The organism is Dyella acidiphila (assembly GCF_014863405.1).
Lineage (GTDB): Bacteria > Pseudomonadota > Gammaproteobacteria > Xanthomonadales > Rhodanobacteraceae > Dyella_B > Dyella_B acidiphila.
The window spans coordinates 154930-169379 of the sequence record NZ_JACZZA010000002.1 but is presented as its reverse complement, the minus strand read 5'-3'; the positions used below and the strand labels follow the sequence as shown (position 1 = coordinate 169379).

16 protein-coding genes are annotated in these 14450 nt (G+C 63.5%); 10 read left to right on the top strand and 6 right to left on the bottom strand.

The window, feature by feature from the left end; all coding sequences use genetic code 11:
- Positions 1-57: 57 nt before the first annotated feature.
- Positions 58-537 (top strand): glutathione peroxidase, encoded by a 480-nt coding sequence (locus IGX34_RS05210; RefSeq protein ID WP_192554635.1) that lies wholly within the window; start codon positions 58-60, stop codon positions 535-537.
- A gap of 122 nt (positions 538-659) precedes the next feature.
- Here the strand turns inward: IGX34_RS05210 and dacB are convergent, their stop codons facing one another.
- Both dacB and IGX34_RS05200 read right to left on the bottom strand, forming a co-directional pair.
- On the bottom strand, positions 660-2201 hold the full coding sequence (dacB, locus tag IGX34_RS05205; RefSeq protein WP_192554634.1) for a D-alanyl-D-alanine carboxypeptidase/D-alanyl-D-alanine endopeptidase: 1542 nt from the start codon (positions 2199-2201) through the stop codon (positions 660-662).
- Between the two features lie 38 nt (positions 2202-2239).
- Entirely contained in the window at positions 2240-3577 is a 1338-nt protein-coding gene (locus tag IGX34_RS05200; RefSeq protein WP_192554633.1) for an MATE family efflux transporter, read from the bottom strand.
- A gap of 119 nt (positions 3578-3696) precedes the next feature.
- Here IGX34_RS05200 and IGX34_RS05195 point away from each other — a divergent pair, with 119 nt between their 5' ends.
- On the top strand, positions 3697-4179 hold the full coding sequence (locus IGX34_RS05195) for an FKBP-type peptidyl-prolyl cis-trans isomerase (protein WP_192554632.1): 483 nt from the start codon (positions 3697-3699) through the stop codon (positions 4177-4179).
- Between the two features lie 45 nt (positions 4180-4224).
- Here the strand turns inward: IGX34_RS05195 and IGX34_RS05190 are convergent, their stop codons facing one another.
- Together IGX34_RS05190 and IGX34_RS05185 are read right to left on the bottom strand one after the other, a co-directional pair.
- Positions 4225-5313, bottom strand: a complete 1089-nt coding sequence (locus IGX34_RS05190; RefSeq protein ID WP_192554631.1) for a phospholipase A — start codon at positions 5311-5313, stop codon at positions 4225-4227.
- A gap of 119 nt (positions 5314-5432) precedes the next feature.
- Entirely contained in the window at positions 5433-6002 is a 570-nt protein-coding gene (locus tag IGX34_RS05185) for a hypothetical protein (RefSeq protein ID WP_192554630.1), read from the bottom strand.
- A 162-nt stretch (positions 6003-6164) separates the two neighbouring features.
- On the opposite strand from IGX34_RS05185, the gene IGX34_RS05180 reads away from it, so the two are divergent.
- Entirely contained in the window at positions 6165-7424 is a 1260-nt protein-coding gene (locus IGX34_RS05180) for a winged helix-turn-helix domain-containing protein (RefSeq protein WP_225737246.1), read from the top strand.
- On the opposite strand, the gene IGX34_RS05175 is transcribed toward IGX34_RS05180, so the two are convergent.
- The gene (locus IGX34_RS05175; RefSeq protein ID WP_225737245.1) at positions 7395-7802 is read right to left on the bottom strand and encodes a hypothetical protein; all 408 of its coding nucleotides are present in this window, start codon (positions 7800-7802) and stop codon (positions 7395-7397) included. The genes IGX34_RS05180 and IGX34_RS05175 overlap by 30 nt on opposite strands.
- A 285-nt stretch (positions 7803-8087) precedes the next feature.
- Between IGX34_RS05175 and IGX34_RS05170 the strand changes: the two genes are divergently transcribed.
- The 7 genes from IGX34_RS05170 (at position 8088) to IGX34_RS05140 (ending at position 14003) form a co-directional block, all read left to right on the top strand.
- Positions 8088-8297, top strand: coding sequence for a cold-shock protein (locus tag IGX34_RS05170; protein WP_114823570.1), 210 nt, complete (start codon positions 8088-8090; stop codon positions 8295-8297).
- A gap of 283 nt (positions 8298-8580) precedes the next feature.
- Positions 8581-8790 (top strand): cold-shock protein, encoded by a 210-nt coding sequence (locus IGX34_RS05165; protein WP_192554629.1) that lies wholly within the window; start codon positions 8581-8583, stop codon positions 8788-8790.
- 81 nt (positions 8791-8871) lie between these two features.
- The gene (locus IGX34_RS05160; RefSeq protein WP_192554628.1) at positions 8872-9765 is read left to right on the top strand and encodes an alpha/beta hydrolase family protein; all 894 of its coding nucleotides are present in this window, start codon (positions 8872-8874) and stop codon (positions 9763-9765) included.
- Between the two features lie 64 nt (positions 9766-9829).
- Positions 9830-10888, top strand: coding sequence for an NADH:flavin oxidoreductase/NADH oxidase (locus IGX34_RS05155; RefSeq protein WP_192554627.1), 1059 nt, complete (start codon positions 9830-9832; stop codon positions 10886-10888).
- Positions 10889-10899: 11 nt separating this feature from the next.
- Positions 10900-11775, top strand: coding sequence for a pirin family protein (locus IGX34_RS05150; RefSeq protein WP_192554626.1), 876 nt, complete (start codon positions 10900-10902; stop codon positions 11773-11775).
- Between the two features lie 58 nt (positions 11776-11833).
- Positions 11834-12136: an Mpo1-like protein gene (locus IGX34_RS05145; protein WP_192554625.1), complete on the top strand. Its 303-nt coding sequence runs from the start codon at positions 11834-11836 to the stop codon at positions 12134-12136.
- Positions 12137-12461: 325 nt separating this feature from the next.
- The gene (locus IGX34_RS05140) at positions 12462-14003 is read left to right on the top strand and encodes a glycosyltransferase family 39 protein (RefSeq protein ID WP_192554624.1); all 1542 of its coding nucleotides are present in this window, start codon (positions 12462-12464) and stop codon (positions 14001-14003) included.
- Here IGX34_RS05140 and IGX34_RS05135 read toward each other — a convergent pair.
- Complete coding sequence (locus IGX34_RS05135) at positions 14000-14389, bottom strand: cytochrome c (RefSeq protein WP_192554623.1); 390 nt, start codon at positions 14387-14389, stop codon at positions 14000-14002. The genes IGX34_RS05140 and IGX34_RS05135 overlap by 4 nt on opposite strands.
- Between the last annotated feature and the right edge of the window lie 61 nt (positions 14390-14450).

Below are 14450 nucleotides of genomic sequence, written 5' to 3'. Positions count from 1 at the left end.
CGGGTGTTGCCGGGAGTGCAGTAGACTGCCTTATCGATATGACCCGGAGCGATTGCCATGACCACCGTCTACGACTTCAATGCGCGTGACATCGACGGCCGCGACCAGTCGCTGGGGAGCTGGCGCGGCAAGACCATGCTGATCGTCAACGTCGCTTCCAAGTGCGGTTTCACCCCCCAATACAAGGGGCTGGAGGAGCTGTGGCGCAAGCGCCGCGAGGAGGGCCTGGTGGTGCTGGGCTTCCCCTGCGATCAGTTTGGCCACCAGGAGCCGGGCGACGAGGCGGAGATCAAGAATTTCTGCTCCACCAGCTACGACGTGACCTTCCCGATGTTCGCCAAGGTCGAGGTGAACGGTGAGAAGACCCATCCGCTCTACCAGTGGCTGAAGAAAGAGGCCAAGGGCCTGTTGGGTAGCGAGTCGATCAAGTGGAACTTCACCAAGTTCCTGATCGATGCCGACGGCAACGTGGTGAAACGCTACGCGCCGAACGACACGCCCGAGAAGATCGAGAAGGATCTGCAGAAGCTGCGCTGAGCAAGCGGCGTACCCGACAGCCTTGCCTCGCGGAGCATTGCCTGCCGCGCAAGCTTGTCGTTTTTGCAGGGTACGAATGACTGGAGGCCGTCATTCCCATTCCCGCATGCATGGGATTGGCTTCAGCTATGCCCCTGGAACGCCGCCAGCAACTCCACGATCGCATCGAGGTTGCGGCTGGGGCTGGGTGCATCCCCTTCCAGCACGAAATTGTTGAGCATGATGGCGAACGCCAGGTGTTCGCCCGATGCCGTGGTGACGTAGCCGACCAGGCAGCGTACGTAGTTCATGCTGCCGGTCTTGGCATGCACATTGTTCATGGCCCGGGTGTCGCGCATGCGCCATTCCAGCGTACCGTCGACGCCGGCATCGGGCAGCGCATCGTGCAAGGGCGTTGCGTAAGCTTGGCCGGCCATATACGTGAGCAGGCGCACCATCGCATCGGGCGTGGCCAGATCCTGGCGCGACAGGCCGCTGCCTTCTTCGATCTGGCTGGCATTCGGAGCGATGCCGATGCGATCCAGCAGCGCCCGCATGGCGCGGGTGCCCCAGGCCTCGGAACTGAGGAAGCCAGGCACCGGTTCTCCGTTTTGCGCGGCGCTGGCCTGTGCTTTCACGCCGGCGATCTGCAGCAGGTTCTGCAGGTAGAGGTTCTGCGAACGCTTCAGGCCGCGCGTCAGTATTTCCATCATCGGCGGGGACAGCACTTGGGCAAGCACCACCGCCTTGTCCAGGCCGACGCTGTCGGGCTCGGGCCAATGCAGCGTGCGTAGTTGCCCATCGATACGAATGCCATGGCGCGCCAGCGCACTGCGCAGCAGGCTGCCGGCGAACCAGGCCGGATCGACCATGGCCAGCTTGAAACTTTGCGGTTCGCTGCGGGCGGCTACGTTACCGAAGGCATAAAGCGTACTGCTGCCCGGTGCGCGGTAAAGATTGATATCGCTATGCGTGCGCTGTGCGCTGGTGGTCAGCGTGCCGGCGACATGCGTGATGGCGCTCGGCGGATCGAACATCAGCGAGGCAGGACGGCCGGGCTCGCTTGCCGGCGCCACGGTCAGGCCGACGACATTTTCCTGCACGCTCAGCGCCGACGAAGGTACGGCGAACCAGCTTTGCAGATCGCGCGCCTCCCAGCCGGCGCCGGCCGATGGTCCGCTGAAATAGCTGTCATCGGCGACCAGATCGCCCTGTATTTCGCGCACGCCGCTGGCCGCCAATTGCGTGGCCAGCTGATCGGCCCAGTCGGTATTGGTGCCGGGCGTATCCAGGGTGGGATCGCCCATGCCGTGCAATACCAGGGGGCCTTGCAGGCGACCTTGCACGATCGGCCGCGTGGCGAGCAATTGGGTGGGAATGCGGTAATCGGTGCCCAGCGTGTCCAGCACCAGCGCCGCCGTGAACAGCTTGGCGGTGGAAGCGGGCTGCAGCAGTCGCTCGGCATCGTGTGCGTAAAGCGTGCGGCCGGTATCCAGCGAGGTGATGGCGATGCCCCAGCTGGATGAGGCGAAGCGGGGCTGATCGATTTGAGCATCGATCTCGGCAGTAAGTTGCTGCAGCGTGCTGGTGGCACTGACCGGCGTGCTTTGCGCCTGGACCGGCGCGCTGTTCAACACACCGGCCGCGCCGATCCATAGCAGATGCCGCAATAGAACAGTTTTCATCGCCGTAGTATTCCCGAATCGACGCGTGCTCGCGCCGCTCATGCTACCCATGCCTGACGCCGCCGGATGCACAGCCCCAGCCAGCCCAGCGTTGCCGCGCGCAGCGCCATAAAGGCCAGGAAAGCCAGCCACAGGCCGGTGTTGCCCAGATCGTGCGTAAGCCACAGCAGCAAAACATAGAGCAGCGCCGACAAGACCATGCCACCGCGCATCTCGCGGGCGCGGGTGGCGCCGACAAACAGGCCGTCGAGCAAATAGCTCCACACCCCGACCAGCGGCAGCACCATCAGCCAGGGCAGGTAGCCGTAGGCAATCTCGCGCACATCCGGCAAATTCGTTTGCAGGTCGACGAACAGATGGCCATACACGCCGAAGAACAAGGCGTACCCGACACTGCCGATCAGCGACCATCCACCCGCGACCACCAGTGCCCGGCGCAGCGCGAGATGGTCGCCGGCGCCGATCGCATGGCCGCACAGAGCCTCCACCGCATTGGCCAGACCGTCCAGGCAGAACGCGGTGAGCATCAGCCCGTTGAGCAGCAGCGCATTGGCCGCGACGACCGCATCGCCCAGCCGCGCACCGAACAGCGAAAGACTGAAGAACACGCCTGCCAGCAGGATGGTGCGGATGAAAATGTCGCGGTTCACCGCCAGCAGCGGGCGCCAGTGCGCCCAGCCGCGCATGGCCTGCCAGTCGATTTGCCCGACCATGTCGCGTACCGCCTGGTGCGCACGCCACAGTCCGTACAGCGCACCGCACCACTCGCCGCCGATCGAGGCCAGCGCAATGCCCGGTACGCCCCAATGGAAGCCGAACACGAACAATAGATTGAGCGCGATGTTCACCAGGTTGGTGACCAGCAGCAGGCTCAACGTAGTGCCTGCCCGCTGCGCGCCGATAAACCAGCCGGCGAGCGCGTAATTGAGCAACGCCGCCGGCAGGCCGAGCAGGCGCAGATGCAGATAGTCCAGCGCGCGGGTGGTCATCAGCGGGGTGGAATGCATCTGGCCGATCAACCATGGCAACGCCGGCATCATCAGTGCGCCGGCCATCACTCCCAGCAACACGGCCAGCAGCAGGGCCTGCGCCTGCACGGTGCGCAGCGCCGATGCATTGCGGGCACCCAGTGCCTGGGCGGCGAAACCGGTAGTGCCCATGCGCAGAAAACCCAGACTCCATACGGGCAGCGCATAGACGGCGCTGCCGACGGTCACGGCGCCCAGATCCTGCGTATGCGGCAGGTGGCCGGCGACCGAACTGTCGACCAGCGCCACCAGCGGCACAGTGAGGTTGGAAAGCATCATGGGCGTGGCCAGCGACCACACCTGGCGGTGCGTCGGGCGGTGTCGCCAGGCTTCGAGCAGAGTCGTCATCGCAACAGGGCGGGCAGGGGGCGCGGCGATTCTGGCATGTTTCGGCGCCGGCAAGCGGCGGATGTTACCCTTGGCGATCCGTCGGCCCCGGTCGGCGCTCTACCTCCAGCGAGACCATCATGCAGATTGCCGACAACAGCGTAGTTTCCTTTCACTACACCTTGACCGATGACAGCGGCCAGGTGATCGACAGCTCCGAAGGTCGCGAGCCGCTCACCTATCTGCAGGGCAGCGGCCAGATCGTGCAGGGCCTGGAGAAAGTGATGGCTGGCCGCAGCACCGGCGATCAGTTCAAGGTGGATGTGGAAGCGGCCGAAGGCTACGGCGTGCATCACCCGGAACTGGTGCAGGAGCTGCCGCGCGACGCGTTCCAGGGTGTGGAAGATATCCAGCCGGGCATGCAGTTCCAGGGCCACGGCCCGCAGGGCGTGATCAACGTCACCGTCACCAAGGTCGATGGTGAAACCGTGCATATCGACGGCAACCATCCGCTCGCCGGCCAGACCCTGCACTTCGACATCGAAGTGACCGATGTGCGCGCCGCCTCCGCCGAAGAGCTGGCGCACGGCCACGTGCACGGCCCGGGCGGCCACCACCACTGATGTACTGCCGCCGTGGCCGTGATCGGCCGCGGCGGATTTCCTGGCTCAATACCAGTCGAGCAGCGAAATGCCGACGCCCAGATACGTGGCGTTGTGGTTGTAGTCGATCAGGCTTTCGCCGTAGCCCTTGAACAGTTCCATATAGCCGCGCAGGTTGCCCACCAGCGGAAAGCTCCAGGTGAGCCGTCCCGCACCATGCTGCTGGCTGCCGCCACGCAGCGAGTCGCGCAGCAGCAGGCTGAATTCCTGTCCGTGCCATTCGTGGATGATCTGCACATCCGCGCGGCCCATGTAATTGCTGATATCCGGATTGTTGTCGTCCGCCGCCTGTTCCGGAATGCGCCACCAGGGACGGAACATGATGGTCCAGTTGTCGCGCTCGAAGCCGACCTGCGCCATCACCCGGTTCCAACTGCGCGACAGCGGATCGGACTGGCCATTGGATTGATGATCCACGCCGATGCTGAGCAGGCGCCCGTTCCAGCCGAACAACTGGTAGTCGGTGTTGAACACCAGCATCGCCTCGGGCTCGTAGTCGGTTTCGCGGAACGGCCGCGATAGCTTGGAGTTGTAGACCTGCCAGTACGAATCCTGCGTATAGCCCACCCACAGGTCGCCCACGTCGCCGAATACGCCCTGCCAGATCTTGGTCTTGAGGCTGAGCTGGAACTTGGCCTCCACATCCTGCATGCCCAGCGGCGTATGCACGGCGTTGGCGGGGTTGGGGCTGTAGGGAAGGTTGTCCTGGTTGCTGGTGGCGAAGGCCGGCAACACATAGATCGGCTTGTAGCCGCGCAGATTGAAGGTGCCGAGCTTGCTCTGCGGCGACAATTCCCAGCGGCTGTCCAGCAGCGATATCGGTGCGGGTGCAGTACTGTTGGGCGTTGCCGCCGTCGCATTCATTTCATGCGAGAACACATTGGACGAAGGCGACGTAACCGGTTCGGTGCGTTTCTGTGCAGCCGGCAGCGCCCCGCGTCCGGTGGCTTTGTCATAGCAGGCCAGACGCTGCGAATCGCTCTCGATCGCCGTGCAGGCGCGGACATCCGCCGGCGTCATGTTCTGCGCATGGGAGGGCGCCGCATGCAGCCCCATGGCCGCGCAGGCTGCCAGGCAGATTGAACTCGGCTTCATGGGTTGCTCCCTCACCACAGTGCGCCAAGTCTAACCATCCCGTGTGCAGAAAATAAAAAAGCCGGCCATCAAGCGTGATGGCCGGCAGATGCGACGCATTGACTGTGCGTTGCCGTTGCTCAGTTGAGATTTTTCAGCCAGCGCTCGTATTGCGCCTTGGAGATGCTGTTGCCGCCATGGGCGGCGTACTCGAAATCATTGGCCAGCGGCGGATAGGCTTCCGCCGCGCTCTTGCTGATCGCCTTCTGTCCATTGGCCAGCTGTTCGAACGAGGGCGGCGATGCGGTGGACGGTGTCTGGCCCATGCCGGAATTGACCGTCACCTGGCCCTTGGCGGAATTGAAGGTGGCGCTATTGGAGCCGGTAGTGCCCGGGGTATTCATGCTTGTCGAAGAGGAAGGCTGTTGCGCCGGTGCGGCCTGCTGCGAGCTCATCGGTTGTGGCGCCGGTGCTGCAGGCTGCGCCGGCATCGACTGTTGTGCGGGTGTCGGCGCGGTCTGTTGCGTCGGTGCCGGTGCCGATGGCTGTTGCGGCATCGATTGCTGCGCCGGTGCGGAGGGTTGCGCAGGCATGGCTTGCTGCGCGGGTGTCGGCTCCTGTGCAGGAATGGTCTGCTGCGCAAACGCGGCGCCGGCAAACAGCATGCCGGTGCCGACCAGGGAAGCGAGAAGCGGAGTGCGGTATTTCATCGTCGTAGCTCCATGCAAGAATGCCCGGCATGTCAGGCCGCGTTCTATGCGGATGTCGCGCTGAAACGGCCGCGGCATGTCAAGCTCGCAAAATACGTTAGCAAGCAGGTGATAAATGCCAGCCCAATACTTTGGTGATGAATTCGTAAAGGCGTCTCTCCATTGAGCGCATCTTCATCTGCGGAAAAATCCATTGCGCCAGCGCAGGCGCGCGCACTGCAGCTTGCAGCACAAGGTTTGCTGCAATCGCCACGGCGGCGTGCACGGCGCGAAGACGTATTGATAACGATCCAGCGCATGCGCCTGCTGCAGATCGACAGCATTCACGTGGTGGCACGCAGTCCCTATCTCGTACTGCATTCGCGTCTAGGCAGCTATCCGCAGAGCTGGCTGGAAGAGGCATTGGAGGCCGGGCGCATTGCCGAATGCTGGGCGCACGAAGCCTGTTTCGTCGCGGCGACGGATATCGGTTTTCATCGCGCCTGGCGTACGCAATACGAAAGCAAGCATTGGGCGGACAAACACGCGGCGCGCACGCGCGACGCCAACCTTGCCGACATGCAGGCTTTGCTCGAACGCGTACGCAACTCCGGTCCGGTACGCGCATCCGATTTTGAACGCACCGATCGCGGCGCCTCCGGCTGGTGGGAATGGAAGCCGGAGAAGCGCTGGCTGGAGGCCTGGTTTGCTTCCGGCGAATTGATGGTGACCCGGCGCGAACGTTTTCAGCGCGTTTATGACTTGGCCGAGCGCGTGCTGGCAAAACTCGATCCGGCATTCGATCCTTCGCTGCTGACATGGACACATGCAGAACTGCGCAAGCGCTTTATCCTCGACAGCGTGCGTGCCTTGGGCATCACCCAGGCGCGCTGGATTGCCGACTACTTCCGCCTCAAGCCGACCGTTGACGAGACGGAATTGGCGCCGTTGCTGGCCAGTGGCGAATTGCTGAGCGTGCCGGTGACGGGCTGGAACAGTCGCGCCTACGTGCATCGCGATCATCTTGGTCTGCTGGAGAAAGCGCGGGACGGACGCTTGCGCGCCACGCATACTGCCCTGCTGTCGCCGTTCGATCCGCTAGTGTGGGATCGGGCGCGGCTGCGCGAGATGTTCGATTTCGACTACAGCATCGAATGCTATTTGCCCGAAGCGAAGCGCAAATACGGTTATTACGTGTTGCCGATCCTGCATCGCGGCCGGCTGATCGGGCGGCTCGATGCGAAAGCGCACCGGGCCGAGGGTGTGTTCGAAATCAAGGCGCTGTTCCTGGAAGAACAGGTCGAACCGACACCGCGCCTGCTGCAGGAGCTTGCGCAGACGATTGCCGACACGGCTGCATGGCACGGCACGCCCAAGCTGAAACTGGGGCGCTGCCGTCCGGCGGCGGTTGCCTCAGCGCTGCGTGCTTGCTGGCGCGGCTGAATGGGCCGCCTGCGCGTCCGTGCAGGAGCGGCCTTGCAGTGCGGCATCGAGCTGCTGGCGCATATCGATGCAGCGCGCCGCCAGATAGGGATGTACCTGCGGATCGGCCGCGCTCTGTTGCAGGCTGGCCAGCATGGCCTGGTAATGGCTTTGCAGGCTGTCGGCGGGGAAGATATGCGCTGCGCGATGGCAGGCCAGATAGCGGTTCAGATAGGCATTGCAGGCGGGGATGCCGATATCCACCGCCTGCGGCGTGGCCGGGGGCGGGACCGTCTTGCGCGTCGCATGGCTGCAACCGCCGAGCAGTCCGAGCAGCAGGCACAGCCCCGCCGGCATGTAAGCTCGCCGAAAGAAACCCGTCCTGCTGGCCTTGCTCATGGATGAATACTCTTTTCATGCGTCAATGAGGGCGCAAGCATAGCCCGTCTTTGCGCAGTCCCTTCTTTAGCTGAATAAGCAGTTCGCCTTGTGCGGGCATTTGCGGTTATCATGTTGGGACTGTGTTTGCCGGGGTCACCAGAGTCACGTGACCCGATGCAGCCGATTACGATCTGCCTCATCGCTCACCCCCCTAGGGTTTTCCTTTGCACACCAGTAAGCCGGCCCCGTGTGGTGGTCGAGTCTATTTGTTTTTGAAAAACCTAGTGTTTTGGAGTGTGTTACATGTCTGATCGTCAGATCGGTACCGTCAAGTGGTTCAACGATGCCAAGGGTTTCGGCTTTATCAGCCGCGACAATGGCCCGGATGTTTTCGTGCATTTCCGCGCGATCCAGGGCAATGGCTTCAAGAGCCTGCAGGAAGGCCAGAAGGTCAGCTTCAAGGTTGTGCAGGGCCAGAAGGGCCTGCAGGCTGATGAAGTGATGGCAGCCTAATCGGTCTATTAAGATCGATTTAAAAAGCCGGGCTTAATGCCCGGCTTTTTTATTTCCGGCCATTTTGGAAGCAGTTTCCATTGTCATTCCAAACGTGAATTTTCCATCACATATCGATTTTCGAAAATCACTATGCTGTCTTCACTGTGTCTGCTCAGTAGTACGCGTGTCCGCAATGCGGCCCCTGTCCGCAAGGCTCCACTCGAATCTAGGCAAACCCAGTAAGCCGTCGGCTCGGGTGGGTCGACTGGTCTCAGAGTCAAACGCTAGAACGGAGTGAGTTATGTCGGACCGTGAGGAAGGCACAGTAAAGTGGTTCAATGACGCCAAAGGTTTTGGCTTCATCAGCCGCTCGAATGGCCCGGATGTGTTCGTGCACTTTCGTGCAATCCAGGGCAACGGCTTCAAGAGCCTGAAAGAGGGGCAGAAGGTGAGCTTCAAGGTGGTGCAAGGCCAGAAGGGCCTGCAGGCTGATGAAGTGACTCCAGCTTGAGCCTGGTTCAAATCATCGAAGAAAAGGCCGGCGAATGCCGGCCTTTTTGTATCTGTCATAGGCATTGGCTAACCTGCGCGGATGTCTGCATCCCTTGATTCGTCCGCCACTGTTGCGGCTGCCAGTGTGGTTGTGCCGGTTGTTGCCCGCGATGGTGCGCGCAGCGAACTGATCGTGGTCCGGCCTGCGAGCGAACCACGGCAAATACTTTATTGGCTGCCGGCCATGGGTGTGCCGGCCAAGCACTATTTGCCATTGGCCGAAGCCTTGGCGGCACGGGGCATGGCGATGGCGCTGCACGAATGGCGCGGCATCGGTTCCAGCGATCGCCGTGCCGGAAAGGCCTGCGATTGGGGCTACCGCCAATTGCTGGAGGCCGATATCCCCGCTGGGGTCGAAGCTGCCAGGGCCCGTTGGCCGCAGGCAACCTTGTGGCTGGGCGGCCATAGCCTGGGCGGGCAGTTGTCCTGCCTGTATGCAGGGCTGCATCCGCAGCAGGTGGCGGGAATTGCTCTTATCGCCAGTGGCGCGCCGTATTGGCGGCGCTTTCCTTTCAGCCTGCTGCTGCTTGTGGCGTATGCGCTGGCGAATCCGCTTGCTGCGCTGATGGGTTATCTGCCCGGGCGCCGCATCGGTTTTGGCGGCAATGAGGCGCGCGGGGTGATTGCCGACTGGTCGCGCAGTGGCCGCAGCGGCCGTTACTCCGCGGATGGCATGGCCGTGGATTTCAACGCCTGCCTCGCCAGCCTGACGCTGCCGGTGCTTGCGCTGCGGCTGCAGGAGGATTGGCTGGTGCCGCCCGCATCCCTGGCGTGGCTGCTCGGCCTGATGCCTAAGGCGAGGGCGCAAACCGCGGTGGTGAGTTCGCAGCAGCTGGCCGGCCAGCGTGCCGACCATTTCAGCTGGATGAAAACGCCGGCCGCGTTGGCCGCGCAGTTGGCCGTGTGGATGGAAGAAGCTTCGCGCACGGCCTGAGGCACGCACTTGATCGCGGGCGGTTCGCCGCCATCTGCACCGCTTCAACCTACGGTGGACGCGCATGAAACTGTTCGAACCCTACCAGCAACGCAGCATCAGCTTGCGCAACCGCATCGTGGTATCGCCGATGTGCCAGTACTCGGCCACAGACGGCGTACCGGACCACTGGCATCTGGTGCATCTGGGCAGCCGCGCGGTGGGCGGTGCGGGCGCGGTGATCAGTGAAGCCACGGCGGTATCGCCGGAAGGGCGCATTTCCGCCCAAGACACCGGCATCTGGAACGAAGCCCAGTTGGAAGCCTGGAAGCCGATTACCGCTTTCATCGCCGCCCATGGCGCCGTACCCGGCGTGCAATTGGCGCATGCGGGCCGCAAGGCCAGTGTGTGGCGGCCATGGGAAGGCGGCGGTTCGCTGCCGGCAGACCAGGGGGCCTGGCAAACCGTGGCACCGTCCGCGCTTCCGTTCGAGCATGACTGGCACGTGCCGCAGGGACTGGATGCCGAGGGCATCCGCAAAGTGATTGCGGATTTTCGCGCGGCCGCGGTGCGTGCGCTGCAGGCCGGCTTCAAGCTGATCGAGCTGCATGGCGCGCACGGTTATCTACTGCATCAATTCCTGTCGCCGCTGAGCAACCAGCGCACCGATGCCTACGGCGGCAGCTTCGAAAACCGCACGCGTCTGCTGCGCGAAGTGATCGTGGCGGTGCGTGAAGTGTGGCCGGCCGAGCTGCCGCTCTGGCTGCGTATTTCCGCTACGGACTGGAGCGAGGGCGGCTGGGATATCGACGAGAGCGTGCGGCTTGCCGGCGAACTGCAGGCGCTGGGCGTGGACCTGGTCGATGTATCCAGCGGCGGTCTGGTGCCGCACGTAAAGATTCCCGTCGGCCCCGGTTATCAGGTGCCGTTTGCAGCGCGCATTCGCCAGGAAACGGGCATGGCTACCGGCGCCGTCGGTTTGATCACTGAACCCGCGCAGGCCGACGGCATCATTGCCGGCGGCGCGGCCGAGGTAGTGCTGATCGCCCGCGCCAGTTTGCGCGATCCGTATTTCCCGCGGCGCGCCGCGCAGGAACTGGGTGCAAGCATCGTTGCGCCAGAGCAATATCAGCGCGCCTGGTAAGGAGACACACCGTGCAATCCCAACCCGCCCTGATCGAAAACGCCCGCCAGCATGACCTGGGCGACGGCTTCGTGGTGCGCCGCCTGCTGCCAGTGCTGCTGGCGCGCCATGTCGGGCCATTCGTGTTCTACGACCATATGGGGCCGGCGGTGTTCGCACCCGGCACGGGCATGGATGTGCGGCCGCATCCGCATATCGGGCTGGCGACGGTAACGTGGCTGTTCGAAGGCAGCATTCGTCATCGCGACAGCCTCGGCAGTTTGGCCGACATCACGCCCGGCGCGGTGAACTGGATGACGGCCGGGCGCGGCATCGTGCACTCCGAGCGCACGCCGCCGGATGCGCGCCGCGATGGACAGCGCATGCACGGCATCCAGGTCTGGGTGGCGCTGCCGCAGGTCGATGAAGAAGTAGCGCCGGAATTTCATCACCACGATGCGGCCAGCCTGCCGCATATCCGCCAGGACGGCGCCGAGCTGGTGCTGATTGCCGGCACGGCCTATGGCCAGCAATCGCCGGTGAAGGTGTTCGCGCCGATGTTCTTTATCGAGGCGCGCCTGGCGGCGGGTGCCGAACTGGCCTTGCCGCAGGAGCATGCCGAACGCGGTGTGCATGTGGTCGAGGGCGAAGTGAGCTGGGGCGACGTGAGCCTGGGCGCGACACAGATGGCCGTGCAGGCGGGTGCATCGGCCCCGGTCGTGCGTGCAAAGCAGGCGAGCCGGGTGATGCTGTTCGGCGGCGCGCCGCTGGATGGCGAACGCCATCTGTGGTGGAACTTCGTTTCCAGTTCGCGCGAGCGGATCGAGCAGGCCAAGGCGGACTGGCTGGCGCAGCGTTTCGACAAAGTGGCCGGCGACGAGCAGGAGTTCATCCCGCTGCCCGCCTGACGTGCGCCGCCACGACATTGGGGCTAGGCTGGGCGCGTCATGTTTCGGAGGTGCGCCCGTGTCCTCGTTCGCCAGCTTCCACGATTTTTATCCCTATTACCTCAACGAGCACCGCGATCGCCGTTGCCGGCGCCTGCACTTCATCGGCAGTTCGCTGGTGGTACTGATCGTGCTGTTCGCCTTGCTGTCGGGGCGGCTGGCGTGGCTGTGGCTGGCGCCGGTAGTCGGTTACGGTTTCGCCTGGATCGGTCATTTCGTATTCGAGAAAAATCGCCCGGCAACTTTTCGCCATCCGCTGTACAGCCTGATGGGCGATTGGGTGATGTATTGGGATGTGTTGCGCGGAAAAGTAAAAATTTGATGCCGTAGGTTTGCCGCAAGCGGCGATTCACACAGCGGTTCGCCCGACACAAAACTGACATATTTGCGATTCACATCGCGCGCCATAAACGCGAGAAAATCGGGCTGCCGGGGCAGTCCGATTTTTTTTGCGTACTACGACTGAACGCGCAACAACCTGTCATAAAGAGCTGACAACCAATTTCGCTGCTTCGCGTTAGATTCCACGTCTCCAGTCGAGATGGATCGTTGGACCGGCACGTCGAGGAATGACCCCAGCCATCGCGTGACGCATGTGTATAGAGCGATCGCGATGAACATGATGGATGCCACTGTCTGAGTGCTTTATGGCGGCTGATCGCACTATCCGCACATGTAATGAAATCTGGTCGAAGGGCGATATCGCCTGGCTGGCGGCGATCCTGTTGCTCGGCCTGCTCGTGCGTCTGTTCCGCATCGACCACCAGCCGTTCTGGCTGGACGAAGCGTTGACCTCGCAGCGCATTCATCTGGGCGTGAATGGGCTGATCAGTGACAGCTTCACCAACCGTCACATGCCCACCTACTTCCTGCTGCTGCAGCTGATTTCCCAGTTCGCCCATAGCGGCGACGCCTGGTTGCGCATTCCCTCGGCGCTGTTCGGCGCGATGTCGGCGGGCGTGGTATTCGCCATGGCGCGGCGCATCGGCGGACGCAGCGCGGGTTTGGTTGCAGGCTTGCTGATGGCGCTGTCGCCCTTGCAGGTGCAGTACGGCCAGGAGGCGCGCTCCTACACCCTGGTTACCTTGCTGATTGCGGTGGCGTTGTGGGGTTTGTTGCGCCTGGCACAGGATCCGGCACGCGCCTCGCTCGACCTGCGGCAGCAAGGGGCGGAGCGCTGGGGCTGGGGCAGCTATGTGCTGGGCTCGATCGGCGCGCTGGATGTGCTCGGCGATGCGGCCCCGTGGCTGCTGGCGTCCAACCTGTCACTGTTGCTGGTGTGGTATCGCCTGCACGCCAGCGCATCGCCGCTGCGCGACGCGTTTCGCCGCAACTGGCTGCTCAGCGCGGCCGCGATCACCCTGTGCTGCGTGCCTTTCTATGGCGAGATCCTCACCGCCAGCAGGGGCCATATGTTGCAAAACTTCAACTGGATTCCCGAGCTGAGCTGGCAGCATCTGTGGGTGGTTACCGGCAGCGTCTACCTGATGCGCATGACGGCGGTGGTGAAGTTCGACCTGCTGCATACCGCCGTGCCAGTGCTGGGCGCGATGGTGGCGCTGGCTGCATGCGCCGGATTGTTCCGCGTGCGCCACCGGCTGGAAGGGCGCGTGCTGCTGCTCGGCGTGCTGGTGCTGCCGGTGCTGATCTTGAGTATCTCGCTGTTCAAATCCATGCTGCTGCCGCGCTACATCCTGTGGAGCGCGGTGCCGTTCTTTGTGCTGGTTGGTCTGGGTGTGGCGGCACTGCCGCGGCGTACCCTGCCGGTCGCCATCACCGCCTTGTTCCTGATGGGCGCGGTCAACCTGGGCCCGGTCTACCGGGTGGAGACGAAGCCGCGCTGGGATATGGCGGCCGCGACGCTGGCTGCCAACGTGCGGCCGGGCGACACCGTCTTCACCGCCGATCCGAATGCACCGACCATGCTGGCGGTACTGCAGCCAAGGAACAGCACACCGATCCAGGCCAATGCGGTGGTCACGTCGCAGCTCGATCAGGCGATGGCGCGCTGGAAGCAGGGCGGTCGCATCTGGGCCGTGAACGGCCGCTCGGCCCTGGGCGAGCGCGAGGAACTGGCCGCCTTCAAGAGCCGCATGGCGGCGCTGGGTTCACCGGCGGTGGAAATCCCGCAGGGCAAGGAAATCACCATCCTGATGTTTCCCGCGCCCGAGGATGCCGTCGCCAACTAGCGGTACTGCTGGTGGCATTCCTTGCAGACCTGGTCCACCGGCTTGAGCGCCGCAACCAGTGCCGGGCAATCCGCCGGCGCCGCCTGCGCCGCACTCTGCAGGGCGGAGCGCAGATGGCCGGCCAGGTCGAGGAAGGGCTGCGGCGCATCCGGGAACGCCGCGGCAATATCGCCGGCGGTGAACTGCATGTGCTGCAGCTGCGCCACGCTGGCGGCGGCATCGCAATGCTGCCCCTTGACCGCCTGCTGCAACTGGTGGCGGTGGAAACCCATGGTCACCATCACCGCGTGCGGCAGGGGATTTCGCTCACTCAGCGCCCGCATGGTGAACACGGTGCCGATGATGCCGATGGCCAGTCCAAGCACGATCAGGAGCGCTGCACGCATTGCCATACCTTCCTTCCCAGGGCGGATGAGCGGCCGAGCATAGCGCAGCCGTCTTGCGGCC